Raw genomic sequence first — 25,893 nt, 5'->3', positions numbered from 1 at the left:
CGAGCAGAGAATTTAAAAAGGCAGCCTGATGTGGCTGCCTTTTTTGTTATGCCTTAAGTTCCGCAAAACTTTCGCTGATACGGCTGATTTCACTTTTAAGAGCGTTGATGGGGTGTTGCGCATCGGCAGGCAATGCTGACATGTCAATCTGCGCTGTCTGCTTTGACAGAGCATCTGAGCGGGCTTTAAGGCCATGTGCCAGCCGCTGGTCGGCGTTTTCAAGCAACCAGCCCATAACATGGTCACGCAGTTCTTCTAGACTGTGCAAATCCGGATCAGGTGAGGATGTCGGAAGGCCATATTCGTGCAGTGCCAGTTCAAGCTGACGGGAAATAGCGCGGAGATCACGTGCTCCATCGTTGCAGACTGCTCGCAAGGTGCCGCTTTTGGCCACCGGAAAAATTGCTTCCAACCGGATCGCAAAATCGAGGGTATCTACCATGATGTCGTTGACCAGGGCCCGCTGCGTAAGGTTCGCGTGGGGGCTTTCCTCTTGCGGCGGGCCGTCTGTATCCAAATCAAAAAAGGTGTTTGGCGCAAATATGGGCAGCGCACGGCGATGGATGGTGAAATGTGCGGGAAGTTTACTGATGATTTCGCCGTCGGCAAGGATCGGTGCACCATCCTGCCCGGTGATGGTGATCTCGTCACATTCCATGGTCAGGGCATAGGTACTGTCATCAACAGAGCCAAACAGAAGTTCGGCGGCGATGTCCATGCCGCTTAGCGTATCAACGCTATCGCGGATGGCAAACATGTGAAGGTAGCCGTCATCGGGGCGTTTGGCTTCGCTTGGGCGCAGGCCGCCACCAAAATATCGGCCATTGGTCACGGTCAATTGCCGGAGTGTCAGCGATTGTGGTTCGTTATCGCCACATGTTACCGACAGATCCATCGGTGTCATTTCCTGCCAGCTTTGCCAGTTTGCCACTGCATAACTCACAGCGCCAAATGCACGTTTTAAATCCGGATTGATCCGGTGCCGGGCATCTGCGGGCACGCCGATGCTCGCCGCGTTTACAAAAGTTTGATCATTGACCTGACCAACATCAATCATTGCGATCCGCCCATGAATTGCCGAACGCGCGGCGGTCAAGGGATCATCAAGCAATGTCAGTGTGCGGGCAAAATCATTGGCCGTGCCAAGGGGCAGGGGGATCAACACCACCTTGTGTTCTATCACGGTATCAAGAATGGCATTCATTGTGCCATCTCCGCCGCCAACGACAACGATATCACCCGGTTCGGTGTCGTTGATGATGCAGTCACGAATCTTGGATGGATCCTCACACAGGGTCAGGCTTGTCTGATACCCGGCATCTTCAAACACATCACGTAAGGCTTGGGCACCATTCTGGCGCCAGTCGTCGGGAAGCTTTGATTTGGTCAGCAACAGACTGACTTTGCCCGTTAGATCAGAGTTTTTCACCGGGAACCCCTTTGATAAGGAAAAATGCATTGTGACCGGTGCCTGTGTCAGACACCGGTCAGCATTATGGCAAGATCAGGAAATTGTTGCACGCAACATCCACGCGGATTCTTCATGCACGCCGATGCGTTCGGTCAGAAGGTCGGCGGTTTTTACGTCCTCGACTTCTTCTGCTGCGGCAACGCCGTCGCGGATCAGGCGGGCCATTTTTTCATGATCCTCGACCAGTTCCTTGACCATTTCATTGGCCGGAAGGAGCTTTTCCTGATCGGTGATTTCGGAATGTTCGATCATTTCCGAAATCCCGGTCGGTGCTGCGAAACCGATTGCACGAATGCGTTCTGCCATATCATCATTGGCAACATGCAGATCCTCATAGTGTTCTTCGGTCATTTTATGCAACGAATAGAAGGTTGGTCCGACAACGTTCCAGTGAACGCCGCGGGTTTTGGCATAAAGCACGTGCGACGAACCAACGATCCGGGTGAGCATTTTGGCAAGTTTCTGACGATCCTTGCGATCGACACCGGCATCGACGGGAAATTCCTTCGCAACGGTTTTCATACTGCTATGTGCCATCTCAAAACTCCTTTGGTTTCTTGAGCGTCTTTATGCGACTGCGACAGGCGCAAGACGTACGCCGTATCGCGGGTAGTTGCTTTAAAAACGTAAAGGGGGAGGCAAAAGTTCCATGAATTAAAATCAACATAATTGGAACATTCTTTTGACCCATCCGTTGATCATTGTAAGCAGCGTGCAAGTAATTGCGCTGTATTTCACGAATAAGGAGGTTGTGATGTTTAGTAAAACTGCACTTATGGTTGGTACGATAATGTCTGTTGCTGTTGCCGGTCCTGTATATGCCGGATCGAATGCTGCCACCGACCAAGCAGATACGATGGCAACCGACGACGCACTGAAATCGGACGTCAACAAAATGGGTGACGAGGTCGCGAACGAGTATGAAGACGCGAAGGACTTCACCTATGAAGAGAAAGATGAGTTTCTGGCTTGGGTCGAAGAAAAAAGCGACCAGTTGGGCGACCAGTATGACGAGGTATCAGCGAGTGTGAAACAGGACAGCGAAGAAGCTGTCGATGAACTTGCTGAGGCATGGGATGGTGCAAGCGCCGAGCTTGGTGAGGCGTTCGAAGACGCGAAGGAAGCGTCCGCCGAAAGCTGGGAAGAGGTAAAGCAAAATACCATGACCGCACTTGAAGATGCTCAGAATGCTCTCTCGGACGATCAAACCGTCGAGTAAAACATCACAACTTGAACTCGGTGACGTGACGTTCCGGGAGTTGCAGCCCGCCCATTTCGGGCGGGCTGTTTCTTTGTGCGGGTATTTGTCAGGTCGAGGCAATGGGCGGTTTGAATGGCGAAAAATGAACAACAACAATTACCATCGTCGGTGAGGCAAAAGCTGAAAATCTGGCAGGATCGCCTCGCTACGCTGGCGGCGGGGCGAAAGGGGCTTTGGGGAATTGCGCTGGCGTCTTTCATGGAAACCACAATTATCCCCATTCCCATCGAAATTGTGATCGCGCCGGTAATGGCCGCGTCGCGTGCACGCGGTTTTATTGTCGCGACAGTGACTCTTGCGGGCAGTGTCGCAGGTGCATTGGCGTTGTATCTTTTGGCCTATCTGCTGTTTGACGATCTGGCCCAGCCGCTAATTGATATGGCGGGCGGTCAGGCGCAGTTCGACGATTTGCAAACCAAGTTCGAAACGGGTGGGTTCTGGGTGGTGTTTGCCATCAGTGTCACGCCGGTTCCGATGCAAATTGCCGCATTGGCTGCCGGGGCGGCGTCCTATCCGATTTGGCTGTTTGTCATTGCAATTTCGGCTTCGCGTGCATTGCGGTATTACGGTTTATGGCTTTTGGTTCTGGGCTTTGGGACCGGAATCGCCCGTATATTCGAAGGGCGAAAGCCAAAAGTCAGTCGAAATTCTGGCTGATACAGCATGAAAAAGACAAATGGCCCGGAAAATTACCGGGCCATTTTGATTATCAAACAGAAAATTTATTCTGATTCAACGCGGAAATCGGTTGTGGCTTTGCCATCAGTTTCCGGTTCAGCGAGCTTTTCGTTGATCAATCCGCGGCGGATAAGCTCGCGGATTGCGGCAGCACGTGTCGGCATACGATGCTCAAAACGCCAGTCATCAATGACCTTTAGTTCATCGTCATCCAGCATAATCTGGAGTTTTTCTGTTCTTTTCGGGGATGCCACGTGGGTTTCCTGTCGTTTACAGCGGGACTAATATCCGCCTGAAGCCGTTGATTATCAAGGACTTTAAAATTTTGGAGTAAGTTACGTTAGCGCTGTTTGTTCCATAAGACAACCATCTTGCTTAGTTGACGTAAGTCAATTGAGTTATGTAAGTAATGTAAAGTAATTATGTTTAGTGATGAATGTATATTCAGTCGGTTAACTATAAAGTGTCAAATATGTGTGTTGATGTTGTTATGTATATGCAGCAACTTCACTGTATTGCCTAAGTGAAGTACACGATTTTACTTTAATTATTATTCTTATTTGTTACGGTTGGGCCATCGAACAAGGAGGTTGTGATGTCTAAACAAGTGATGAATGAAATCGAAGATCATGTACCCGCGTTGCGCCGTCATGCATATCGTCTGGCTGGCAGCATGGATCGTGCACAGGATCTGGTTCAGGATACCCTGTTGAAAGCCATCAGCAAAAAGGATCAGTTCGAAGAAGGTACGAGCCTGAAGGCTTGGTTGCACCGGATCCTGTTCAACACGTTCATTTCAGGAAAACGCCGGGAAAAAACGCGTGGTCCGCAAGTGGACTGGGATGATCTTGGTGATGTGTACGGTCATGGTAGCAACCAGATGGCGCGTTTGCAGCTTCGTGATGCTGACCGCGTTCTTGAAGAACTGCCTGAGCAGGAACGTGAAGCAATCATGCTAACGGCTGTTGAGGACGTATCCTATCAGGATGCTGCGGATCAGATGTGTGTGGAAATCGGGACTGTAAAATCCCGCGTTGGCCGTGCACGCCGTAAGCTGCGTGCGTCAGTCGGTCGAATCGAAGCACGTGAACATGCATCCCGTTATGTGTCGGAGGCAGCTTAAAATGTGTGCGGTTCTTGCGATCTATGGCAAGGAGGACATCCTTGCCTACGTTCGCGGGACACTTGGGGGCAAAGAAGAAGAGCAAGAAATTGAAAGTCTTGTAGAAAGTGACCTGCGGGCAGCTGATGTTGTTGAAAGCATACAAGCAGACTATATAGGTGACGACGGGACACTTGATATCGAAGCGTTTCGTCGTCTGAAAAAATTGCGCGAAATGGCAAGTAAAGTAGGGGCATGCAGCTGAGATATGCATTTAATGCATGGAAGTTGATATAAAATAATATTGACTTTAGTGACCAGTGGTCAGATAGTAACGATATATCGAGGTTGACCGTCTTTTCCCTCAACGTCTAAGGCACCTCCTCGAAATTGCCGAAACCGTCCCCCGGTTTCGGCCCTTTTTTTATCTGCATTCCAGTTTTGTACAGGTGATGACGACACAAGCGTCCCAGTGTTTTTGATGCTGTTATGATCAGCGCGTCGAAACTGTCATTTGGAATTCTTGAAAATAATCCCGATATATAAGCCATAACCTGCTGAAACTGACACCAAACCGGGCGAAAGCGAAATATGCATGTTATGGCATGAATGCGATTTCGCTTGCTGATTGAGGAAACCCCAAAAGTTTTTGGTTGTCAGGTGACGGGCGGGCGGTGATAAATCTCTCGCTCCAAGGGCTGTTGTTATTTGCTGTCACTTGAATAAAGTCATGTAGACGCAAAACAACAGGACCAAACAACAATAACAAAAAAGGAGCATCCATTATGGTTTCAGAAGTTCACGGGTCTGTAAGAGAACTGTTTGAATTCACCGACGCCCAAAAGGCACTTGAGCGCATAAAGGACATCTATGCGAACGGTGCCAAAGCTGTCCAAGAGGCCTTTGATCTTTTCGGCGAAGGTAAGCAATCTTCACCTGTGCGGGCATACTATCCGTATCTGGGAATTGAAGTGCCGCCAGAAAAGCTGCATGTCGAAAGCACATTGTCTTTTGGCGCCCCCCGCGACCCCGGTGTTTATGGCACGACGCTTACCCGTCCGGATGTGTTTGAAGAATATTACCGCCAGCAGATTGAGCTTCTGCTGAAAAATCATGACGTTCCGGTTGTTGTCGGTGTGTCGGATCGTCCGATCCCATTGCCATTTTTGGTCGAAACCGCAACGGATAGCATCGGGCCGACCGATATCCGGCAGTTGCAGATGGTCTTTGATATGCCTGATCTGGCGCGGACCGATGATGACATCTCAAACGGTGTTCATTATGGGGTGACTGCCGGGCCAAAGCCGTTGTCGCTGTTTTCGGGCGAACGGGTTGACTATTCGCTGGCGCGTCTGCGCCATTACACGGCAACCGCACCGGAACATTTTCAAAAGTTCGTGCTGTTTACCAACTATCAGCGCTATGTCGACGAGTTCATCGAGTTTGCCAAAGAACAGCTTGATGATCCTGAAAGTCCCTATATCGCCTTTGTCGAGCCGGGGCCGAAGGTCCATGTTAGTAAAAACGCCCCCAAAAAGTGGAAAGAAAGCGGTGATGCGGCAGCGCAGCTGCCTCAGATGCCATCCTACCATCTGATCCGCGAAGACGGGTTGGGCGTGACGCTGGTCAACATCGGCGTTGGGCCGTCGAATGCCAAAACGGCCACGGACCATATCGCGGTCCTGAGGCCACATTGCTGGTTGATGCTCGGCCATTGTGCTGGATTGCGCCGTAGTCAACTTTTGGGGGATTACGTTCTTGCACACGGGTATGTTCGCGATGATCATGTGCTTGATTCCGATCTGCCATTGTGGGTTCCCGTGCCGCCAATTGCCGAGGTGCAAGTCGCACTGGCAAATTCGGTGACCAAAATCACAGGTCTTAAAGGCCGCGAGATGAAGGCACGCATGCGGACCGGGACGGTTGCCACAACCGATAACCGGAACTGGGAGCTGCGTTATAGCGAACTGTTTGTCCGTCTTAACCAGTCGCGTGCAATTGCGGTCGATATGGAAAGTGCGACCATTGCCGCCAACGGTTTCCGTTTTCGCGTTCCGTATGGAACGTTGTTGTGTGTGTCGGACAAACCGGTGCACGGTGAATTGAAACTGCCGGGCATGGCGAACACGTTCTACCGTCAGCGTATCGGCCAGCACCTTCAGGTTGGGCTTGATACGATCGATACACTGCGCCAGGACGTCAATCAGCTTCATTCGCGTAAATTGCGGTCGTTGGACGAGCCGGCCTTCCGGTAAGACGGATAAGACGTTCCGATTTAAACATCAAACCCCTGTCGTTCGGGTAAAACCGGGTGGCAGGGGTTTTGTTATGGTTTGATGACGATTGCCAAATGGTCGGCTTTTGGCTTTCCGCCTTTGGTGCCATTGGATATGGTCTGGCAGCATATGTCATGTGTCGTACGATCAGGGGACGCGACCGGGAATGTCACAAAAGACACCAAATGATACGGCAAAAACCGATCAGGATAAGGGCGGGGCATACGACGCCGGTGCAGGTGTCCTGCCATCCGAAGGGGTCACACTTTGGCAGGTTTTCCTGATCTTTTTGCGTCTTGGCCTGACCAGTTTTGGCGGGCCGGTCGCCCACATCAGCTATTTCCGTGAAGAGTTCGTTCATCGCCGTCGCTGGCTAAGTGATGCGCGCTATGCCGATCTGGTGGCTTTGTGCCAGTTCGTCCCCGGACCGGCCAGCTCACAGGTCGGGATGGGGATTGGCATGGCGCTTGGCGGGGTGCGTGGCTCCCTTATGGCGTGGCTTGGCTTTACCATGCCGTCGGCGATTGTCTTGGCGGTCCTTGGCATAACATTTGTGCATTTTGATCTGGCAGCGATTGATAACGTCATTCGAGGACTGAAATTGGTGGCGGTTGGCGTTGTTGCCCATGCGCTTGTCGGGATGGCGCGAAATCTGTGTCCGGACGTGCCACGCGCCACCATTGCGGTGGTTGCGGCCGGTGTGATGATTGTCAGCGATACAGTGTTGGCGCAATTTGGCGTGATTATCGGCGGGATGATTGCCGGATTTATTCTGCTACGTACTGTAACCGAGCCCGAGAGCTACGATGCGCCAACATCGCATTCCACCAAGGGGGCGGTTTTTGCGCTTGGCCTGTTCTTTGTGTTGCTCGCAGGACTGCCGATTGTCGCCCATTTTGATCACAGCGGGCTGTTTGCCGTCATTGATGGGTTTTACCGCAGCGGCGCATTGGTGTTTGGCGGTGGGCATGTTGTTTTGCCCTTGCTTGAGGCTGCCGTGGTTGATCCCGGTTGGGTCAATCAGGAAGCCTTCCTTGCCGGGTACGGCGCAACACAGGCCGTGCCTGGTCCGATTTTTACCTTTGCCGCTTATCTTGGGGCTGTGCTTCATGCGGGTGAGGGATCGGGCACGTGGTTGATCAGTTCGGTTACGGCTTTGATCACACTCATCGCGATTTTCTTGCCTGCATGGTTGCTGGTGATTGGCATCTTGCCGTTCTGGGATCGTGTACGACATGTGCAAAGCATGCGGGCAGGGTTGCTGGGCGTTAATGCGGCTGTGGTCGGCTTGCTGGCGGCGGTTTTATATGATCCGATCTGGACCGGGGCCATTCATGATGCTTTCGATATCGTCTGCGTCGCCGTGGCCTTTGCCATCCTGCAATGGCGGGTCATGCCGGTGTGGGCCTTGGTCGGGTTGGGGGCATTGCTGGGATATGTCGTTGGTTTGATCTAAGTCGGCGTTTATTCAGCAGGTTTTTCGGTTTGCTCTTGACCCTCACCCCGAGCCTCGCTGTCTGGCAGCTTGATGGCGTTTGGGTCAACCGTTGGGAAAAGTTGGCTCAGGTTGGCGATGAACTGGCGCAAATCAAAAGCATCGCGGTTGCGCGTCAGGCCCAAACGAACAACAACCAGTTCTTTTGACGGAATGACGCTGATGGATTGTCCATCATGCCCAAGCGCGAAAAAGGCATCATCGGGTACCTGCGGTGCACCAGGGCGGTTATCAGTGCCGCCCGGTAGATCAAGCCACCAATGCGCGCCGTAATTTCCATTACCCGCGGCTGGTGCCGGGGTAGTGGAATAATCTACCCATCCTTTGGGTAAAAGACGTGCGCCTTCCCACACACCGTCTTGCAGGAACAACTGGCCGATTTTCGCCCAATCGCGCGCGGTGGCATGCATGAAGCTGGATGCGATGAAGTAGCCATCCTGATCGGTTTCAATCACGGCATTGTCAATGCCAAGCGGACGGAACAGAAGTTCTGCCGGACGTTTCTGGTATGTTTCGCGCGATCCGCTAAGATTGCGGATTGCGGCCGATAGAATGTTGGTTGTTCCGGAGTTATAGGAAAAGACCTCCCCGGGCGGATTGGCAAGTGGTTGGGACACGGCAAACCCGGCGGCGGCCGGTTCGATAAACAGCATCTGCACAACGTCTGATAACGGGTTGGCATAGCTTTCATCAAATTCGAGACCGCTGCTCATATGCAGTAAGTTGTTATAGGTGATGGTCGCGCGTGGGTCACCGGCTTCTGCGTGCCATTCATTGATCAGGACCGGGTCGGTCATGTCGCCAATCATGCCTTCGAACTGCATCCGACCAAGCAGCGCATTAAACACGCTTTTGGTCATCGACCAGCCGGGAAGGGGCGTGTTGGCCGAAATCCCGTCGTCATAACGTTCTGCAATTACCTTGCCTTGATGCAAAATGACAAGGGCGCGGGTTCGGCGTGTCGGTTTCGGGCCGGGTTCATCCATCGCGTCAAACAAAAGGCCGGTAAGCGCGCGGCGTTCAACATCAATCGGCAATGGTCCGGTTAAAAGCGGCCTTGCCGTGATGGGGCTGATAAGCGGGGTGCTATTGCGTAAACGGGTGATCTGGTCCGCATCATTGGCCAGAACGCAGCCCAGATGCGGGCGATACACCGCCCAGCGTTTGCGAAAACCAAAGGCATGTGCGCTAACAGTCTGGTTGCGCAGATCAACATTGGTCGTAATCAATGACAATAGGGGGTTGTTATCGGCCAGAACATCTTCGGCCTGCGCCCGGCTGGATGGCAGCCCGTTTACAAAAATGGCCGAACACATGATCTTTGCGCTGTAACCGGCACCGATCGGGGCAAGCCAGATGAAAAAGCAGGAAACAACCATAAGGCCAAGCAATATCGTGCCGATAAAGATGGCCTTGATCAGTTTCATTCCGTTTTCCCTGTTACGAGCTTCGCAGTACTCCCGACTGCTTCAGAGCATGAGAGTCGCCTGCTTCGATGGACAGGTCAAGTCATCGTATCGTATAGGTCGCCTTATGTTGCACTGCGTTTCTTTGCCGATTTTCCCATTGAAATCAGGAAACCGGCAAAGTAAAGCGCGCCAAGAACCCCCGCTGCCCCGGACCATCCGCTCCGATCGATCATCGCGCCAGCAACAGGTGGGACAATCACGACAAAAATCTCGGCGAATTGGGCAAGCATCCCCTGAAGGGCGGGCATCGAAAGCCCACCTTTGGCAATGCCAGGCAAAAGGGCAAAGCATGTGCCCGCAACCGCCCCCTGACCGATGTTGAAAATGATCAGTGCGGTGAGGCTCAGTGGCATATGCGTGCTGACAAAAAGGGTGGAAATCGCAACTGCCATTATGGGTAAAAACAGCATCAAAATCCGACGTCCGGCAATATTTCGGCCCAATGCCATGCCAGCCCCGACGCTGCCGATGATATTGCCGACAATGGCTGTGGTGCCAATAATTCCGGCGGCGGGTGCGATGCCGATATCAAGATTATCGGCCAGCATTGCGGGCATGAAGGCAAGGGCGGCGGAGGTCGCCCCGGCAAAAGCGGAAAATGTCAGAGCGACGCGTAAGGCCGCACGTGATTTTAAAACCCCGATGACCCCGACCAGAAGCGATTTACGTGGTGTGCTTGTTGTGGGGGGCGTCATAACGGCAAGCAATGGTAACAGGATCACAACCGGAACCGTGCAGGCCACCACCGCCAGCCGCCAGTCAAGCCAAACCAGCACTGCCGCACTGACCCAGTTGCCCATGGCAATGCCGACCGGAATAAACGTGCCCCAGATGCTCATGGCCATGGCAACAATTTTTGGATTATCAAATCCGGCCATCCAGCTTGGTGCGCCGACCACGATCAAAAGATACCCGATGCTGGTAACAACCCGCCCGACATACAGCATGACGGCGACATCGGCCGTGGCAAAAATGGTTGCGCCAAGGATCATCATCAAACAGCCCAGAACAAGCGATTTACGCAATCCGGCGCGGGCGGCCCAAACACCTGTTGGAATGGCGGTCAGCGCACCGGCAGCGGTAATCAGCGATGCCACAAGGCCAAACTCTGCCTGACTTAATCCAAAACCCGCGCGCAGATCTGGTGCAATAGGGCCGATCAAGCCAACCTGCATTGAGGCTGTCAGTCCAAGTCCATACAGGATCGAAATTGCAAAGATCGGTGGCATGTGGAGGGTGTCCGTTTGATGTCTTTTATTTTTGGTTTGCTGTGCAGTTTTGCCGGTGCTTTTAAATCTTGGCAAACATGCAAAAGGCGGATTTCAGATGTACCTGAAAACCGCCTTGAATATCCACGAATGAAATATGCGTGGTTACAGCAAAATGCGTTAGATGGTGTGAGGCGCGTGATCAAACCCGGTTGTCAGCCGCACCGCCGTCCCGTCTGACAGGAAGAACCGTTCCCAAAGGATGTAGCTATCGACAATGCGCATCGGTGCGCCGTCGCGCCGCGATGTTTCAAATGTCAGGTGGTCGGTTTGATCTTCGTGCCAGCCAAGGTCATGCAGGCTTTTTTCCGCAACTGCAATTTCCGGCGTGGCAAACCGCCAAAGTGATGTGCCCAGCAGATCGGAACAATCACGTTGCCATTCATGTTCGCGGGCCTGTGAGGCACAGAGCAACCGGTGGGATCGGTCTTCGATCAAGTGCACGCGCTGGTTCGAATGAATCACAAGCCGTTTGATTGCCTGATCCAGTCGTAAATTGCGCTTGCGCGTCATCATCTGATCAATCAGGTCAAGCTGCACCGGGGCGGGACGTTGCATACCCTTTTCCCAGCGCGAAACGGTTGCCTGCGTGACACCCAGAATATCGGCAAGACGTGCCTGCTTGATGTCGCTTTCGCGACGCCAATGGCGCAGGCGACGGCCAAATTCAGCGTCCGGTGCTGTTTGGAGCAAGGGTTTCATTGCGCCTAACCATATCGTTTAACGTCAAAACGCTACCACAGATCACGGGTTTTTGCAGCAGGCAGATGTGACGGCCTGCTTTACGCAAAGGATATTAGGTCAGGCCGAAAATCGACCGATATCGATCTGGCATTTTCCGTATTTGCGGCTGTCGCACAGTTCAAACCCGTCCAGCGTGATTTCCGGATCGCGTGGGTCACGTTCGGCAATGATCAATGTGTTGCCGTCAATCCAGCCCGCAGCAGCAAGGGCAGTAATGCTGGTTTCAAGCAATTGCTTGCCATAGGGTGGATCAAGGAAAACCATGCTGGCGGGGGCAGATGCGCGTGGTGGCTTGGTAGCATCGGCACGTTGGACGCGTGCCTGATCGCCAAGCTTCAAGTTGGTGATGTTTTCTTCGATCACCGCCAGAGCACCGCGATCGGTATCAAACAAAACCGCCTTGCTTGCCCCGCGTGAAATCGCTTCAAGGCCCAAGGCCCCCGATCCGGCATAGGCATCAAGGATAACGCCATCAAACAGCGGATGGAAGTCATCCTCATACCAGCGCGATGCATGCGACAGGATGCTAAAAAGTGCTTCGCGTACACGATCAAGGGTCGGGCGTGTTTCACGTCCTGCTGGCGGGGTCAGAGCCCGACCGCGATGACTGCCACCTACAATCCGCATGTTCGATTAGTCCTTCTTGCCGCGTGGGCGGTTGCCTGCGGGCTTGCGGCCCGGGGTGCTTGTGCTATTGCCTGAACGACCGGCTGGTTTGCCACTCGGCTTGCCGCGACCGCCCGCGAACCCGGCACCATCGCGCCGGCCGCTGTCACGGGCACTATCACGAGAACCGCCACGTCCATTATCGCGCCCACCATCACGGGCAGTGTTGCCCCGTGGGCCAGTGCCACGTGCACCGGTTCCGCGTGAACCCCCATCACGGTTTCCAGCGTCGCGTCGGCCACTGTCGCGTCCCGCACTGTCACGCCCGCCATCACGGGCATTGCTGCCCCGTCCCCCGGTACTGTCGCGTGGTCCTGTGCCGCGCGCACCGCTATCGCGGTTTCCACCGTCTCTGCCACCAGAGTCTCTGCCACCAGAGTCTCTGGCGCCATCGCGTCCAAAGCCATCTCGGCCACTATTTCTCCCACCGTCTCGACCGCCATCACGTCCACGTCCGTCTCTGGTATCGTCACGGCCACGACCATCTCTGGCATCGGAACCAGCAAATCTGCCACGACCGGGTTTGTCAGAACCTGACGTCCCACCCGACGCATACCGTCCGCGTCCCTTGTCGGTCGGACGGCCCGAACTGCGATCATTACGATCATCACGGTCGTCGCGTTCCGGACGGGCGTTGCTGGCCGCCGGTTTCCCGCGGCCACCTGGACGTGGGGCTGCGCCGATACGCGGCTTTTCCGAGCGCGACGAAGCACTGCGCTTATCATCATGCGAAGAACCACCACGAGGGGCGTCATTGCCACGACGGTCATTGCCGCCATCACGATCCGCCTGGTTGCGGTCACCTTCGGAACGATCCGAGGGGCGTCCATAGGAGCGACCCGCCCCCGGACGGCCAAGGCTTGGACGGCCTGCACGGCTATCGCGCTGCTCGTCATCGGTGCCATTGGCATTGGCGTTCGGGTTTTGGCCCGGACCGCCTTGCTGGCGTTTACGCTGTGCGGGTTGGCCAAAAACAGTGCGCGGTGCTTTGGGGCGCGATGTGCCGCCACGTGCCACGGATTTCTTTTCAGAAACCTTGCTATAATCGCCCTTAAAGAACGCAGCGAGCTGTTCTTTCATCACCTTGCCGGTGATTTCTTCGCAATCACCCGGGGCAAGGCTGCCCAATTGGAACGGACCATAGGACACGCGCATCAAACGGGTGACGGGCCAGCCAAGATGTTCCATCACGCGTCGGATTTCGCGGTTCTTGCCTTCGCGCAAGGTCACCGTCATCCAGGCGTTGGAATCTTTTTGAACATCAACCTCGGCATGGATCGATCCGTAGTGCACACTATCAACGGTGACACCTTCTTCAAGCTGTTTAAGCTTTGATTCTTCAATGCGGCCATGCACACGTACACGATAGCGGCGCGCCCAGCCGGTTGCAGGTAGTTCCAGATAACGGGCCAATTCGCCGTCATTGGTCAGCAACAACAACCCTTCGGAGTTCAAATCAAGCCGTCCGACTGAAATGACACGCGGCACATAGCTTGGCAGATGTTCAAATACCGTATCGCGGCCCTGTTCATCGCGGTGGCTGGTGACCAGTCCGCGTTTTTTAAACAGACGCCAAAGACGCGGTTTTTCTTTTTCCGGCAAGGGTTTACCGTTGACGTAAATCTCGTCTTCGTCGGTCACGGTGACGGCGGGGCTATCAAGCACCTTGCCATTCAGTTTGACCAGACCTTCGTCGATCATGCGTTCAGCATCGCGGCGTGAACATACGCCCGACCGCGCAATGCGTTTGGCAATGCGTTCGGGTTTGTTTTCGCCGGGTGTCGGGGTCTTGTCGCTCATGTGCGGGCCTCGGAAATCAGGGCGTCGAAAATTTTCGCATCGCCCGAACTGATATGAAATTCGGGATGCCACTGGACCCCGAGACAATAACGGTATTTCGGATGTTCAATGCCTTCGATCACGCCGTCAGGCGCGACCGAGTTAATGATCACATCCGGGCCAACCCCATCAACCGCCTGATGGTGGGCGGAATTGACCGAAAGCGTTTTGACGTCACCAACAATTTTCGCAAGCAATGTGCCCGGTTCAACCGTAACATCGTGGCCTGCTTCATCACGCGGATTGGGCTGTTCATGCGCCAGCGCGTTTTTGACACTATCAGGAATGTGCTGGATCAGCGACCCGCCAAGGATCACGTTAAGCAATTGCTGGCCGCCGCAAATCCCCAGAACAGGCATGTCGCGTTTAAGCGCACCTTCGGCCATCGCCCATTCAAACTTGGTGCGGCGATCTTTGGTGACAACCGTATCATGGACTTCTTCTGCACCAAACAGGGACGGCGAAACATCAAACGCCCCGCCGGTCACCACCAGCCCGTCAATCAGGTCAAGCAGATCAGGCACAAGGTCAAGCTCATGGGGCAGCGGCATCGGAATGCCGCCCGCTTGCGCCACCGCACCAGCATAGTTTTCACGCAGCGCATACCACGGGAATTTCGAATAACCGCCCGGTTCTTCGGAATCGAGTGTAATACCAATGATCGGCTTGCGCGTGGTCATGTCGGGTGCAACTTTGCTTGTGGTCATGCTAAGGCGAATAATTCTTGGCGGAAACTACCCTTGCAACCGCCTAAGGGCAACGGCAATTCACGCCGATGCTCTATGCGTTGTGTGCAAAGGCCAAACTGGCATCATCCAAAGGACCATCCAATGATGATGTCTTGACCGATCCAGTGCGAGATTGCACTGTCATATGGCGAGGGCATAACCCTATTGGGTTCAGACCCTAAACGGGCCCTAACATCAAGTAAAAACAAACGCCGCTTTGGCAAGTTGTGCCGCTTGCTCCGTGCAGTGCGTGATCGGGATGGAAAAATCATGAGCGCAGACAGCTTTATGGATATGGCCCTTGAAGAAGCCCGTGCCGCCGCCCGTCGCGGTGAGGTGCCGGTGGGGGCGGTTCTGGTCGATGCCGATACGGGCGAGGTTCTTGCACGTGCAGGCAACCTGACCGAGGAACTCAACGATCCGACTGCGCATGCCGAAATCCTTGTCATTCGCGCGGCAGCCGGGGCCAAGGGCGAACCAAGGCTTCCCAATTGCGATTTGTATGTCACGCTTGAACCCTGCCCGATGTGTGCCACGGCCATTTCCTTTGCCCGTCTGCGCCGGGTTTATTTCGGCGCTTATGACCCGAAAGGCGGTGGTGTTGACCACGGGCCACGCGTGTTTGAAAGCTCATCATGCCACCACCGTCCGGAAGTGTATGGCGGCATTGGCGAGATTGAAGCCGGTAAGTTGCTGAAGGATTTCTTTGGTAGCCTGCGCTGATGAGCGGCATACGGGCTTAGGGGATTTTGCTGGCATCAAACCGGTAGTCATCCGGATTTAAGCCAAGTTCTTTCATCCGGGTTTCATAATCACGGGCAAGATCGGCCATTGTAATTGCCGAAAGCGCGCTTAGAAATGTTTCTGATGCGACGCGCAGCGCTTCGGCGGTGGCCGCATTGGCGGCCTGTTCCATCAAACAGTGCGATTCTTCGTTGCCACAGCCCAGCGCAAAAAGTTTGGGCGCGCCAAGCGCGTCATAAATCCCGGCCAGTGTGATCTCAGACAGGGGTTTGGCCAAAACCCAGCCCCCGCCATGCCCCTTGGTCGAGGTGACAAACCCCTGATCGCGCAATCCGGCCATGGTACGCCGGACAACAGCCGCATTGGTGTTGAGCATCCCGGCAAGCAGATCGGATGTTGCCGGACCCGTCATCTGGTCAAGGTGCAAAAGAGCATGCAGCACGCGGGGCATGCGGTTGTCTTGACGCATCAAAGGGCTCCTGTTGGTTTGTCGATCCTGTCTGATCTTTAACACATGAAACAACCAAAGATACATGAAATTGACAGGTGCGTCGAATCATGTAACTTGTAATGATACATGATTCGTTTATCAAACCACACTGTCACTTGAGCCGAGGCATGACATGAACATTGATCCGAAAATGGACCCGACAGAGTTTTGGGAACAGCATTATGAAAAGGCCACGTCCGAAAGCAGCGGTCGGCCAACGGCGGTGCTGGAGAAATTCGTAACTGACCGGACTTCTGGTGCTGCGCTGGAACTTGGATGTGGCAAGGGGGACGACGCGGTCTGGCTGGCGAAAAATGGTTGGGCTGTGACCGCGATTGATATTTCCGCAACCGCGATGGGCTATGCGCGCGCCAATGCGGTGCGCAACGGCGTTTTGGAAAAGATCACTTTTGATCAACGAGATCTTATGACCGACTTTCCAACGGGAAGCTTCGCGTTGGTGACCGCACAGTTTCTTGAATCCCCGGTGGTGTTTGCGCGCAATTCGATCATCAATCGCGCATCGCGTCTCGTCGCGCCGGGGGGATTACTGTTGGCGACGTCGCATGGGTCGGTGCCATCAGGGTCATGGGAAAAGCCCGATAAATGCTACCCAAAACCAAAAGAGGCGCTCGAAAACCTGAGCCTTGATCTGCGGGAGTGGACGCAGATTTGCGTCGATAATCTTGAACGTTTTGCAAAGGGCCCGAACGGCGAAGAAGGCATGGTGATCGATACGGTCATCGCCCTTGAGCGCAAAGGTTAACTGGCAAACCTTAAATGCAAACGGACCGGCATCGTCATGATGCCGGTCCGCCGTATTTCGGTCTGTTGTGAAACCTGATTTAGCCTTGCTTCTGGTTGGTAAGTCCCGGCAGATGCTGGAACATCCAGGTTTCGCTTAACGGTGCATCATCAAGTTTCAGATACATGCGCAAATCAACCGGGTCAGTACCGGTGGCCTTAAGGTCGAACGCCGCCCGCCAAATCCGGGTATCCATGATCGGTTCGATCTTGGTGCGCACAATCTCGCCACGCGACGTCGAAACGATGACTTCCGGGAACTCGCCGTATTCAAGGGAGCCCAGAATATCGCCTTCAAACTCGACGGAAAACTTGATCTCGTCTTTCGGGCGGGTGGTGCCCGGTTCGCCGCCGCGTCCCATGCGGGTTGCGCTGACCTTGGCGAGTTTTTCCATCGGGAACGGGTTTTCGGCCTGCCAGTACAAACGATATTTGAACTGATAACTGTTGCCCGCCTTGGCGGGTTCTTCGGGGACCCAGAATGACGCAATATTGTCGTGGATTTCGTCATCTGTCGGAATTTCAATCAGCTGAACAGCCCCCTTGTTCCAGTCTTCAAGCGGTTCAACCCACAGGCTGGGACGGCGGTGATAGCGCACCCCATCAAGATAATGGCTGACCTCACGGTCGCGCTGCATCAAACCAAAACCACGTGGCGTGTGATCGCCAAAGGCGGAAGCGCGGATGACTTCGGGGTTATTGAGCTGTCGCCAGATACGTTCACCACTGCCGGTCCAAAGCTCCAAACCGTCAGAATCATGGACTTCCGGACGCCAGTCAAACCGGAATGACTTGTTCTGTTCTGAATACCAGAACATGCTGGTCAACGGCGCAATGCCAAGACGTTCGATGTCTTTACGGATAAACAGGTGCTTTTCGATGTCCATCGTGACCCCTTTGCCACGATAGAGCAGGAATTTATAGGCACCCGTAATGCTGGGCCCATCGAGCAGGGCATAGATCGTTACCGGGTCTTCGGCCGATTTGGCAGGTTCGATGTAAAATTCGCGAAAATCGGGGAACTCTTCGGGGACGGATGTGGCGGTATTGACCGTGATGCCACGTGCGGACAGGCCATACTGGCCTTCATCGCCGATGGCGCGGAAATAGGATGCACCAAGAAATGCCGCCCAATCCTGGGTTTTCCAGTCATCGCGTTCAAGGTTTTCATGCAGGCGGAAACCGGCAAAGCCGCTGTTGTCGGACAGTTTGCGCGCGATGCTGTCTTCGGGCATGTCAAAGTAATCCGGACGATAGACAACTTCACGCGCCGCCCCGTCTTCAAGCAGGTACATGTGTACCGGCTTGGCAAAATACATACCCAGATGGAAGAAGGTCAGCGGATAGGTGCCCGATCCATCGGCAAACGGCGAATGGTCGCGTTTGTAATGCAGCTTTCCGTGGGTGTCGTAATCGATCTTACCGACAATCTCGGGGTCGGGTGCGATGGGGGCAACATAGTCCTTTGTTGCCATCGTCTGCGCCCGATTGATCAGTGCGTCAAAATCAAAGTTCCGCGCTTCGCCAAGCTCAAGCGTATCGTTCGCGGCCATTGCCGCACCAAACATCGACATGCCCGGCAGGATGACACCTGCCGCGGCCACGGATTTTAAAAAACGTCTGCGTTCCAAAGAAGTTGTCATTCACCAAGTCCCGTTTATCGAATATGCCGGAATAATACCTGACAGTGTGGAGGTAATCGGGACAAATGATGGCAAATTCAAGGTCGTAATCACTGCATCTTATGCATGACCCTCCGCAGGAACGACATTTCATAAGAAAGATCGATACCGCCGGGCGATATTGATCTTGGTGGAGTTGCGATACTTGAAATAAACGTGACGACAGTTGCCGGGCGGTTGCGGGGTGCGTGCTGGGATCAGTTGGTTTGATCTTGGCGAAACATCACCATGCCGCCGTGATACAGCACATCATTTTCAAAATATCCATCGGCGGTAAAACCGGTGTCATCCTGATAGGTGACGTAGTTTCCCGAAATTTGATAATCGCCCTGATAGGCCGATTGTTGTGTTCCGCGTGCCTCGTCATAGCGACCGTCAGAACGCAACTCCTGGCGGATATACCCATCCTCGGTGACCCACATGCCAACATAAGGATGCGGTGACGTTTGTAATGCTGTTTTCATCTCTGTCTCCTGCGGGAAGGCTGCTGATGGTGCGAACACCATCAGCAGGAGTATCAAACGTGATAAGAAAACGTGACGTCTCATGATGGAAGCCTGCGTCTTGGTTCGAATTAGTTAGAATGCCGACGCGGTTGGACGGACGATGACTTCGTTGACGTCGACATCTGCGGGTTGATCAAGCGCGTAAAGAACAGCACGTGCAATGGCATCCGGGGAAAGGGCAATTTGACGGAACTGCTTTAGCATTTCCTTGCCGGTTTCATCCGTGATGTCATGGCCAAGTTCGGTTTCGACCACGCCCGGTGAAATTATCGTCACGCGAACATTTTCGCTTTCCTGACGCAGTCCTTCGGAAATGGCCCAAACGGCATATTTGGTCGCACAGTAAACGGCGGCACTTGGTGCGACGACATGGGCGGCAATAGATGCGGTATTGATTACATGCCCGATGCCCTGTTCCTTAAAGATCGGAAGGACGGCGGCAATGCCATTCAAAACGCCGCGAATATTGACATTGATCATATTGTCCCATTCGTCGGTTTTAAGTTCCGCCATATGGGAAAGCGGCATGACACCAGCATTGTTAAAGATCGCATCTACACGGCCAAACATGTTCTTTGCATGATAGACAAGTGCTTCGACACTTTCGCCGTTGGTGACATCGACCGCGCGCGCCATTGCTTTGCCACCCGATGCTTCGATTTCGGAGGCAAGTTGGTCAAGTCGTTCGGTGCGGCGCGCACCCAGAACGACGTTTGCACCACGGCTGGCCAGAAGTTTGGCGGTGGCTTCGCCGATGCCGCTGCTGGCACCGGTGATGATAACGGTTTTGTTTTCGACGTGATTGATTGGGTTCGACATGACATCCTCCGTGTGTTTGTGTCATGGCCTTACTGTGTCGTTTTCGATGCGTTTGATGAATACACAGAACTCGACATCGACTGCCTAATCCTCCAAATCCGGTTTGAGGTACTTTGCGATGCTGTTTCGCGGTGTATACTGGAGCGATGGAAAACAAAGGGTTTGGGTGATGGATAACTTTCAACGGCTATGTCATTTAATTGACAAATACTGTGAACCGGATGGGGCCGTGCGCACCGCGGTTGAACCGGTATGGATGTATCGTTCGACCGGCCCGACCCTTAAGGTACCAACGATTTACAAGCCCTGCCTGTGTCTGATTATTTCGGGTGCCAAGGAAGTTACACTGGGTCAGGAGGTCTATCGCTATGCGCCGGGGCAGTTGCTTGCGGCGTCGGTGGACTTGCCATTGGTCGGGCATGTGACCGATGCGACACCTGATCGCCCCTATCGCAGTTTGTCTCTTGATCTCGATGGGAAAATTCTTGGTGACCTGGTTGCCTGTATGGATTTGAACATTGGGGCCGATGGCGACAGTTTTCGGGGCTTGTTCGTCGAAGATACATCCGAGGGACTTGTCGATGCGGTCTTGCGTGTGGTCGAGCTTCTCGAACACCGAGAAGAAATACCGGTGATGTTGCCGCTTTTGATGCGCGAAGTGCATTATCGCCTGTTAAGAACCGGGCAGGGTGCCTTGATTGCCCGTCTGGCGATGGGCGGCAGCAATATGCAGCGGATTTCAGCCGTGCTGCGTTTGATGAAGGACAATTTCCACAAGCCGCTACGGGTCGATGAACTGGCCAGTCATGCCAATATGAGCCCGTCTTCCTTCCATCATCATTTCAAGCAGGTTACCGCCATGAGCCCGGTGCAATATCAAAAACGCCTGCGCTTAACGACTGCCCGGCAAATCATGTTGGCCGAAATGAAGGATGCGGCCAGTGCGGCCTATGAGGTGGGATATGAAAGTACATCCCAGTTCAGCCGCGAATATGCCCGCATGTTTGGGGCGCCACCGATGCGTGACGTGGCGTCAATTCTAAGCCAGTCATCAGGGCTTGATGGGGCGGAACCTTCCGTTCATTAGGCACGCTAAAATGCGTCTGCGACGTGTGTTGTCCGTAATTCGCTTGACGGGTACGGGGGGCTGTGTGACATCCTATTTGGGTTGGTATCCGAAAGGATAAAGGGAATTCGACGCAGCCGCGCCAATTGGCAAGGTTGCCAACCGAAGCTGCCCCCGCAACTGTAGGCGGTGAGTACTTTTCTGATGAAATGCCACTGGGGTTTACCCTGGGAAGGCAGAAAAGTGTGACGACCCGCGAGCCAGGAGACCTGCCAACATGACGACACTGGACCGGGCGGGGTGCCCCGGAGAATGTCGGCCATGTGTTACGGTCGCTGGCAGGATACCATGATCCTGTCCCTTCTTTGGCCCTGATACCGTCCGCCATTTCCCGACACTTTTGCCAGTCCATTGACGACAGAAAAGTATGTGTTATGTTATAACATAACATTTTTTGATTTGGAGTGTCCGGTTTCAGGAGGAATCTCCTTGGCCGTCATATCCTTGGAAAGGGTACAAAGTGATTACATTGAACAAACATGTTCTTGCAGCCGGGGTGTTTGCTGCGGGACTGGCATCTGTTTCACAAAACGCATCGGCAACGGATTATCCGCTGACCTTGGAAAATTGCGGTCGCACAGTGACCTTCGATCAGGCGCCAACACGTGTTGTTGCGCTTGGGCAAAGCAATACCGAAATTCTTTATATGCTGGGGCTGGCCGACCGGGTTGTCGGGACGGCCGTATGGTTTAATCCGGTTGCCGAGGAATACCGCGACGCCAACGCCAAAATACCGCGTCTTGCCGATAATGATCCCAGTTTCGAAAGTGTCGTTGGGCAGAAACCCGATCTGGTGACCAACCAGTATCAGTGGCATGTCGGCCCAAATGGCGCGGTGGGAACCATTAAACAGTTTTCCGAGCTTTCCATTCCGGTCTATACCGCACCCGCCGATTGCGTGGGCAAAGACAACACTACCGGCGGCGATGGCACGCGCCTTGACGCATTTTCGATGGATTTGATCTATCGCACGATTACCGAAATGGCGAAGATTTTTGATGTTGAAGAACGCGGTGCCGAACTGACGGCGGACCTTCGTGCGCGTGAACAGGCGGCGCGTGATCGCGTCAGTGACGTTGATGGTCGTGGGATCAGTGCCCTGTTCTGGTTCTCAAGTGCGGAACTTGATGTTGATCCGTTTGTTGCCGGGCAAAAAGGCGCACCAGCCTATATCGCCAATGTACTGGGCGTGAAAAACGTCATTGAAAGTGACGATGAATGGCCAAAAGTTGGTTGGGAAACAATTGCACGATCCAACCCCGACATCATTGCGATTGGCAAGATGGATCGTCGTCGCTTCCCGGCCGATGACTGGGAACTCAAGATGAAATTCCTGCAATCGGATCCGGTTACAAGTCAAATGAACGCGGTTAAAAATGATCATGTGATCGTCCTTGATGCGTTGTCGATGAACCCGACGATCCGCACGATCAACGGCATCGAAAAACTGGCCGACGCCGTTGACGGCTTCCATATGGACACCAGCAATTGATCGGTCTGCTTTCACTTGCCTTCACCAACCGCATCAGTGCGACACTTGTCGCGCTGATGCTTCTGTGCGTGACACTGGCGTTTGCTGCATCGGTCGGTGAGACGGCCATTCCAATGCAAACCGTCATCAATACCATCGCCAATCATGTCTGGAATGCCGGGCATGAGGTTGATGTCATTGATGCGGGCATTGTCTGGAATTACCGGTTAAGCCGTGCGGTGGTTGCGGCCAGTTGCGGGGCGTCATTGGCGGTCGCCGGTGCTGTATTGCAGGGCTTGCTGCGCAATGCGTTGGCCGATCCCTATTTGTTGGGGATTTCGGCCGGGGCATCGACCGGGGCGGTCAGTGTCGCAATCCTTGGATTGGGGGCCGGGGTGCTTGGCTTGTCGGTCGGGGCCTTTATCGGGTCGCTGGTGGCATTCGCATTTGTTGCCCTGCTGTCGCTTCAGGCTGGCCGAGGAACCGGGGCGATTATCCTTGCAGGCGTTGCCGGATCGCAGCTTTTCAATGCGATGACCTCTTTTATCGTGACCAAATCCGCCAGTGCGGAAGAAGCCCGTGGGATCATGTTCTGGTTGCTGGGCAATCTAAGTGGTGTGCGCTGGCCGGATGTCTGGTTGGCCTTGCCGGTGGCCATTGTTGGTCTTGTCATCTGTTTTGGCTATTCGCGTGCCTTGGATGCCTTCACCTTTGGCCGGGATTCAGCCGCGTCCCTTGGTGTGCCTGTTCGGCGCGCCTATGTCGTGCTGATTGGCTGTGCCGCCCTGATGACGGCTGTGATGGTCAGTATTGTTGGGTCTATTGGGTTTGTTGGCTTGGTAATCCCGCATGCCGCTCGGTTTTTCGTTGGCACACGCCATAGTGCTCTTTTGCCGGTATCGGCCCTTATTGGTGCGCTGTTTCTTGTCTGTGCCGATGTTTTCTCACGCATGATTGTGCCGGGTCAGGTCCTGCCCATCGGGGTGATTACGGCCTTGATCGGTGCTCCTGCCTTTGCCCTGATCCTCTGTCACGGAAGGGTCCTTCGATGAGTCTTGAATTGCGAAATGTTGATTGGCGGGTCGGTTTTAAAAAAATCATTTCCGATGTGACAATCGCGGTAAAACCCGGCGAGTTCCTTGGTCTGATCGGGCCGAACGGGTCGGGTAAAACAAGTTTGATGTCAGTGCTTTCAGGCATTCGTCCACCATCGGGGGGCAGTGCCCTACTTGATGGTCAGGATGTCAAACGCATCGGACGGCGTAATCTTGCGCGCCGCATCGGATTTGTCGAACAACAGGCCGACACCATTGACCGGATCACCGTGACCGAGGCGGTGTCGCTTGGCAGGACGCCGTACCTTAGTCTGCTGACCCCGTGGTCGCAAAATGATGACGCGGTGGTGGACGATGCCCTTGACGCGGTCGATATGCGATCAATGAAAGACCGTATGTGGCATACGCTTTCGGGCGGCGAAAAGCAGCGGGTCCATATCGCCCGTGCACTGGCACAGGAACCGGAATTTCTGTTGCTTGATGAACCGACCAACCATCTTGATATCCGCCATCAGCTGGGCATTCTCGAACTGGTCCGAAGATTGCCGGTAACGGTGGTTGCCGCCCTGCATGATCTGAACCATGCGGCGATGTTTTGTGACCGGATCGCGATGATGGATGGTGGCAAGTTACGCGCGATTGGGACCCCGCAAGATATCCTCATACCAGAAAATTTGCGCGATGTTTTTGGGGTGTCGGCAACGGTGGAACCCGATAATATCCATCCGGGGCGCTGCATGATCCGATATCATGCCGGGGGTACAAATACAGACGTCGTGTCAGATTTCGCGGAAATGAAAGCAGACACAAAAAAAGACCGGATTGCGTAAATCCGGTCTTTTGAAAATGCGCTGGTGTGGAGGCTTATTTCTGTTCGCGGGCCACTGCACGCCAACCGATATCCCGGCGGCAAAAACCATCCTGCCAGTCAATTGCATCAACCGCCTCATAGGCGCGTTTTTGCGTTTCGGTGACAGTCGCACCGCGTGCGGTAACCCCCAAAACACGACCACCCGTCGCGGTCAGCTTATCACCAGCCATTTTGGTTCCAGCATGCAGAACCTTGACCTTGTCCATGGCGTCCGCCGCGGCAACGTTTTTGATCTCGGTACCTTTTTCGTATGATCCCGGATAGCCTTTTGCCGCCATGACAACCACCATGGCGGTTTCCTCATACCATTGCGGTTTGACGGTATTAAGCGTGCCACTGGCCGCCCCATCAAGGATATCAAGCACGTCTGATTTAAGCCGGGTCATCAGGACCTGACATTCCGGGTCGCCGAACCGGATGTTGTATTCGATCAGTTTCGGATTGCCCGCGTCATCAATCATCAGACCGGCAAACAAGACACCCTTGAACGGGTAGCCTTCGTCGGCCATGCCCTTAACCGTGGGAACAATGATCTGTTCCATGACTTTGGTTTCGACGTCCTTGGTGAAAACCGGGGTCGGGGAATAGGCCCCCATACCACCCGTGTTCGGGCCAGTGTCTCCTTCGCCAACGGCCTTGTGGTCCTGTGCGGCAACCAGCGGAATGACGTTTTCGCCGTCACACACTGCAAAGAAGGATGCTTCCTCGCCGACAAGAAATTCTTCAATGACGATTTCTGTACCGGCATCGCCAAACTTGCCGCCGACCATGCATTCGTCAATGGCATCAATGGCTTCGTCAATTGTCATACAAATGATCACGCCTTTACCGGCGGCCAGGCCATCGGTTTTAACGACAATCGGCGCGCCGTGTGTTTTGACAAACACCTTGGCATCATCCGGGGTTGTGAACCGGCCATAGGCAGCGGTTGGCACCCCGAATTTTGCCACCATGTCTTTCATGAAGCCCTTGGAGCCCTCAAGCTGGGCGGCGGCTTTGGAGCAGCCAAACGATTTGATCCCGGCGGCATCAAGTGCATCGACAAGGCCAGCAACCAGCGGGGCCTCGGGACCAACCACGACCAGATCAACCGTATTGTCCTTGGCAAACGTTACCAGACCGTCGACATCGCCATCGGAAATCGTCACGCATTCGGCCGAATCCGCTATTCCGGCATTGCCCGGTGCGCACCAGAGTTTGGAAATGCGCGGGCTGCGCGCAATTGCCCAGCACAGTGCGTGTTCGCGTCCACCGCCGCCAACGACCAGAACCTTCATGACTTTATCCTTCGACTTGTCCGATTGCTTGATGGTCCGTGCGGGATGAAC

At 54.1% G+C, this 25,893-nt stretch carries 26 protein-coding genes and 1 riboswitch; of the genes, 12 read left to right on the top strand and 14 right to left on the bottom strand.

All coding sequences use genetic code 11. From position 1 onward, the window contains the following. Nucleotides 1-46: 46 nt before the first annotated feature. Nucleotides 47-1,429 (bottom strand): diacylglycerol/lipid kinase family protein, encoded by a 1,383-nt coding sequence (locus K355_RS0120970; protein WP_028791833.1) that lies wholly within the window; start codon nucleotides 1,427-1,429, stop codon nucleotides 47-49. Nucleotides 1,430-1,504: 75 nt separating this feature from the next. After that, a complete protein-coding gene (locus tag K355_RS0120965; protein WP_022734134.1) occupies nucleotides 1,505-2,008 on the bottom strand; it encodes a Dps family protein in 504 nt (167 codons plus the stop codon). Nucleotides 2,009-2,225: 217 nt separating this feature from the next. On the opposite strand from K355_RS0120965, the gene K355_RS0120960 reads away from it, so the two are divergent. Together K355_RS0120960 and K355_RS0120955 are read left to right on the top strand one after the other, a co-directional pair. Continuing rightward, complete coding sequence (locus K355_RS0120960) at nucleotides 2,226-2,690, top strand: hypothetical protein (RefSeq protein WP_028791832.1); 465 nt, start codon at nucleotides 2,226-2,228, stop codon at nucleotides 2,688-2,690. Between the two features lie 114 nt (nucleotides 2,691-2,804). Then, a complete protein-coding gene (locus K355_RS0120955; RefSeq protein ID WP_022734132.1) occupies nucleotides 2,805-3,389 on the top strand; it encodes a YqaA family protein in 585 nt (194 codons plus the stop codon). A gap of 65 nt (nucleotides 3,390-3,454) precedes the next feature. Here K355_RS0120955 and K355_RS24640 read toward each other — a convergent pair whose 3' ends face one another. Beyond that, on the bottom strand, nucleotides 3,455-3,664 hold the full coding sequence (locus K355_RS24640) for a hypothetical protein (RefSeq protein ID WP_022734131.1): 210 nt from the start codon (nucleotides 3,662-3,664) through the stop codon (nucleotides 3,455-3,457). Nucleotides 3,665-4,005: 341 nt separating this feature from the next. Between K355_RS24640 and K355_RS0120945 the strand changes: the two genes are divergently transcribed. From K355_RS0120945 to chrA, 4 genes are all read left to right on the top strand, one after another. Next, nucleotides 4,006-4,533: an RNA polymerase sigma factor gene (locus tag K355_RS0120945; RefSeq protein WP_022734130.1), complete on the top strand. Its 528-nt coding sequence runs from the start codon at nucleotides 4,006-4,008 to the stop codon at nucleotides 4,531-4,533. 1 nt (nucleotide 4,534) lies between these two features. Next, nucleotides 4,535-4,777: a hypothetical protein gene (locus tag K355_RS0120940; RefSeq protein WP_022734129.1), complete on the top strand. Its 243-nt coding sequence runs from the start codon at nucleotides 4,535-4,537 to the stop codon at nucleotides 4,775-4,777. Between the two features lie 520 nt (nucleotides 4,778-5,297). After that, entirely contained in the window at nucleotides 5,298-6,767 is a 1,470-nt protein-coding gene (locus tag K355_RS0120935) for an AMP nucleosidase (protein WP_022734128.1), read from the top strand. A gap of 187 nt (nucleotides 6,768-6,954) precedes the next feature. Then, nucleotides 6,955-8,244, top strand: a complete 1,290-nt coding sequence (gene chrA, locus K355_RS0120930; RefSeq protein WP_081649579.1) for a chromate efflux transporter — start codon at nucleotides 6,955-6,957, stop codon at nucleotides 8,242-8,244. Between the two features lie 8 nt (nucleotides 8,245-8,252). Here chrA and K355_RS24635 read toward each other — a convergent pair whose 3' ends face one another. The 6 genes from K355_RS24635 to K355_RS0120900 all read right to left on the bottom strand — a co-directional run bounded on the left by K355_RS24635 (nucleotide 8,253) and on the right by K355_RS0120900 (nucleotide 14,949). Then, complete coding sequence (locus tag K355_RS24635) at nucleotides 8,253-9,710, bottom strand: serine hydrolase domain-containing protein (RefSeq protein WP_022734126.1); 1,458 nt, start codon at nucleotides 9,708-9,710, stop codon at nucleotides 8,253-8,255. Between the two features lie 104 nt (nucleotides 9,711-9,814). Next, nucleotides 9,815-10,981 (bottom strand): MFS transporter, encoded by a 1,167-nt coding sequence (locus K355_RS0120920; RefSeq protein ID WP_022734125.1) that lies wholly within the window; start codon nucleotides 10,979-10,981, stop codon nucleotides 9,815-9,817. Between the two features lie 159 nt (nucleotides 10,982-11,140). Further along, nucleotides 11,141-11,722, bottom strand: a complete 582-nt coding sequence (locus K355_RS0120915) for a helix-turn-helix domain-containing protein (RefSeq protein WP_022734124.1) — start codon at nucleotides 11,720-11,722, stop codon at nucleotides 11,141-11,143. Nucleotides 11,723-11,821: 99 nt separating this feature from the next. After that, nucleotides 11,822-12,391, bottom strand: coding sequence for a 16S rRNA (guanine(966)-N(2))-methyltransferase RsmD (gene rsmD / locus K355_RS0120910; protein WP_022734123.1), 570 nt, complete (start codon nucleotides 12,389-12,391; stop codon nucleotides 11,822-11,824). A gap of 6 nt (nucleotides 12,392-12,397) precedes the next feature. Further along, complete coding sequence (locus tag K355_RS26235; protein ID WP_022734122.1) at nucleotides 12,398-14,230, bottom strand: pseudouridine synthase; 1,833 nt, start codon at nucleotides 14,228-14,230, stop codon at nucleotides 12,398-12,400. Then, nucleotides 14,227-14,949 carry a gamma-glutamyl-gamma-aminobutyrate hydrolase family protein gene (locus K355_RS0120900; RefSeq protein ID WP_028791828.1) on the bottom strand — a complete coding sequence of 241 codons (723 nt, stop codon included), beginning with the start codon at nucleotides 14,947-14,949 and terminating at the stop codon, nucleotides 14,227-14,229. The genes K355_RS26235 and K355_RS0120900 overlap by 4 nt, the downstream gene beginning before the upstream one ends. Before the next feature lie 318 nt (nucleotides 14,950-15,267). On the opposite strand from K355_RS0120900, the gene K355_RS0120895 reads away from it, so the two are divergent. Continuing rightward, nucleotides 15,268-15,720 carry a nucleoside deaminase gene (locus tag K355_RS0120895; RefSeq protein ID WP_022734120.1) on the top strand — a complete coding sequence of 151 codons (453 nt, stop codon included), beginning with the start codon at nucleotides 15,268-15,270 and terminating at the stop codon, nucleotides 15,718-15,720. 16 nt (nucleotides 15,721-15,736) lie between these two features. Here K355_RS0120895 and K355_RS0120890 read toward each other — a convergent pair whose 3' ends face one another. Then, nucleotides 15,737-16,210 (bottom strand): RrF2 family transcriptional regulator, encoded by a 474-nt coding sequence (locus K355_RS0120890; protein WP_022734119.1) that lies wholly within the window; start codon nucleotides 16,208-16,210, stop codon nucleotides 15,737-15,739. Nucleotides 16,211-16,364: 154 nt separating this feature from the next. On the opposite strand from K355_RS0120890, the gene K355_RS0120885 reads away from it, so the two are divergent. Continuing rightward, the gene (locus K355_RS0120885; protein ID WP_022734118.1) at nucleotides 16,365-16,997 is read left to right on the top strand and encodes a class I SAM-dependent methyltransferase; all 633 of its coding nucleotides are present in this window, start codon (nucleotides 16,365-16,367) and stop codon (nucleotides 16,995-16,997) included. A gap of 79 nt (nucleotides 16,998-17,076) precedes the next feature. On the opposite strand, the gene K355_RS0120880 is transcribed toward K355_RS0120885, so the two are convergent. The 3 genes from K355_RS0120880 to K355_RS0120870 all read right to left on the bottom strand — a co-directional run bounded on the left by K355_RS0120880 (nucleotide 17,077) and on the right by K355_RS0120870 (nucleotide 20,042). After that, complete coding sequence (locus K355_RS0120880) at nucleotides 17,077-18,678, bottom strand: OpgD/OpgG family glucan biosynthesis protein (protein ID WP_022734117.1); 1,602 nt, start codon at nucleotides 18,676-18,678, stop codon at nucleotides 17,077-17,079. A 236-nt stretch (nucleotides 18,679-18,914) separates the two neighbouring features. After that, entirely contained in the window at nucleotides 18,915-19,181 is a 267-nt protein-coding gene (locus K355_RS0120875) for an Atu4866 domain-containing protein (protein ID WP_245562987.1), read from the bottom strand. 114 nt (nucleotides 19,182-19,295) lie between these two features. Further along, nucleotides 19,296-20,042 (bottom strand): SDR family oxidoreductase, encoded by a 747-nt coding sequence (locus tag K355_RS0120870; protein ID WP_022734115.1) that lies wholly within the window; start codon nucleotides 20,040-20,042, stop codon nucleotides 19,296-19,298. 229 nt (nucleotides 20,043-20,271) lie between these two features. On the opposite strand from K355_RS0120870, the gene K355_RS0120865 reads away from it, so the two are divergent. The 4 genes from K355_RS0120865 to K355_RS24625 all read left to right on the top strand — a co-directional run bounded on the left by K355_RS0120865 (nucleotide 20,272) and on the right by K355_RS24625 (nucleotide 24,524). Continuing rightward, nucleotides 20,272-21,129, top strand: coding sequence for an AraC family transcriptional regulator (locus K355_RS0120865; protein ID WP_245562986.1), 858 nt, complete (start codon nucleotides 20,272-20,274; stop codon nucleotides 21,127-21,129). A gap of 65 nt (nucleotides 21,130-21,194) precedes the next feature. Further along, a riboswitch (cobalamin riboswitch) is annotated at nucleotides 21,195-21,399 on the top strand. Nucleotides 21,400-21,628: 229 nt separating this feature from the next. Continuing rightward, on the top strand, nucleotides 21,629-22,660 hold the full coding sequence (locus K355_RS0120860) for an ABC transporter substrate-binding protein (RefSeq protein WP_022734113.1): 1,032 nt from the start codon (nucleotides 21,629-21,631) through the stop codon (nucleotides 22,658-22,660). Continuing rightward, complete coding sequence (locus tag K355_RS0120855) at nucleotides 22,657-23,691, top strand: FecCD family ABC transporter permease (protein ID WP_022734112.1); 1,035 nt, start codon at nucleotides 22,657-22,659, stop codon at nucleotides 23,689-23,691. Before K355_RS0120860 ends, K355_RS0120855 begins: the two co-directional genes overlap by 4 nt. Then, a complete protein-coding gene (locus tag K355_RS24625; RefSeq protein ID WP_022734111.1) occupies nucleotides 23,688-24,524 on the top strand; it encodes an ABC transporter ATP-binding protein in 837 nt (278 codons plus the stop codon). The genes K355_RS0120855 and K355_RS24625 overlap by 4 nt, the downstream gene beginning before the upstream one ends. A gap of 34 nt (nucleotides 24,525-24,558) precedes the next feature. Here the strand turns inward: K355_RS24625 and purD are convergent, their stop codons facing one another. Continuing rightward, nucleotides 24,559-25,842: a phosphoribosylamine--glycine ligase gene (gene purD, locus K355_RS0120845; RefSeq protein ID WP_022734110.1), complete on the bottom strand. Its 1,284-nt coding sequence runs from the start codon at nucleotides 25,840-25,842 to the stop codon at nucleotides 24,559-24,561. Nucleotides 25,843-25,893: the final 51 nt, after the last annotated feature.

Origin of the sequence: Thalassospira lucentensis MCCC 1A00383 = DSM 14000 (assembly GCF_000421265.1) — a bacterium.
GTDB classification, from domain to species: Bacteria; Pseudomonadota; Alphaproteobacteria; order Rhodospirillales; family Thalassospiraceae; genus Thalassospira; species Thalassospira lucentensis.
Note: the sequence above shows the minus strand (reverse complement) of the source record. Positions and strands in the feature narration are given on the sequence as shown.

Coding starts and splice junctions, on each gene's coding strand:
- K355_RS0120965 (WP_022734134.1), bottom strand. CDS start 2,008: ATGGCACATAGCAGTATGAAAACCGTTGCGAAGGAATTTCCCGTCGAT.
- K355_RS0120960 (WP_028791832.1), top strand. CDS start 2,226: ATGTTTAGTAAAACTGCACTTATGGTTGGTACGATAATGTCTGTTGCT.
- K355_RS0120955 (WP_022734132.1), top strand. CDS start 2,805: ATGGCGAAAAATGAACAACAACAATTACCATCGTCGGTGAGGCAAAAG.
- K355_RS0120945 (WP_022734130.1), top strand. CDS start 4,006: ATGTCTAAACAAGTGATGAATGAAATCGAAGATCATGTACCCGCGTTG.
- K355_RS0120940 (WP_022734129.1), top strand. CDS start 4,535: ATGTGTGCGGTTCTTGCGATCTATGGCAAGGAGGACATCCTTGCCTAC.
- K355_RS0120935 (WP_022734128.1), top strand. CDS start 5,298: ATGGTTTCAGAAGTTCACGGGTCTGTAAGAGAACTGTTTGAATTCACC.
- chrA (WP_081649579.1), top strand. CDS start 6,955: ATGTCACAAAAGACACCAAATGATACGGCAAAAACCGATCAGGATAAG.
- K355_RS24635 (WP_022734126.1), bottom strand. CDS start 9,710: ATGAAACTGATCAAGGCCATCTTTATCGGCACGATATTGCTTGGCCTT.
- K355_RS0120920 (WP_022734125.1), bottom strand. CDS start 10,981: ATGCCACCGATCTTTGCAATTTCGATCCTGTATGGACTTGGACTGACA.
- K355_RS0120915 (WP_022734124.1), bottom strand. CDS start 11,722: ATGAAACCCTTGCTCCAAACAGCACCGGACGCTGAATTTGGCCGTCGC.
- rsmD (WP_022734123.1), bottom strand. CDS start 12,391: ATGCGGATTGTAGGTGGCAGTCATCGCGGTCGGGCTCTGACCCCGCCA.
- K355_RS26235 (WP_022734122.1), bottom strand. CDS start 14,230: ATGAGCGACAAGACCCCGACACCCGGCGAAAACAAACCCGAACGCATT.
- K355_RS0120900 (WP_028791828.1), bottom strand. CDS start 14,949: ATGACCACGCGCAAGCCGATCATTGGTATTACACTCGATTCCGAAGAA.
- K355_RS0120895 (WP_022734120.1), top strand. CDS start 15,268: ATGAGCGCAGACAGCTTTATGGATATGGCCCTTGAAGAAGCCCGTGCC.
- K355_RS0120890 (WP_022734119.1), bottom strand. CDS start 16,210: ATGCGTCAAGACAACCGCATGCCCCGCGTGCTGCATGCTCTTTTGCAC.
- K355_RS0120885 (WP_022734118.1), top strand. CDS start 16,365: ATGAACATTGATCCGAAAATGGACCCGACAGAGTTTTGGGAACAGCAT.
- K355_RS0120880 (WP_022734117.1), bottom strand. CDS start 18,678: ATGACAACTTCTTTGGAACGCAGACGTTTTTTAAAATCCGTGGCCGCG.
- K355_RS0120875 (WP_245562987.1), bottom strand. CDS start 19,181: ATGAAAACAGCATTACAAACGTCACCGCATCCTTATGTTGGCATGTGG.
- K355_RS0120870 (WP_022734115.1), bottom strand. CDS start 20,042: ATGTCGAACCCAATCAATCACGTCGAAAACAAAACCGTTATCATCACC.
- K355_RS24625 (WP_022734111.1), top strand. CDS start 23,688: ATGAGTCTTGAATTGCGAAATGTTGATTGGCGGGTCGGTTTTAAAAAA.
- purD (WP_022734110.1), bottom strand. CDS start 25,842: ATGAAGGTTCTGGTCGTTGGCGGCGGTGGACGCGAACACGCACTGTGC.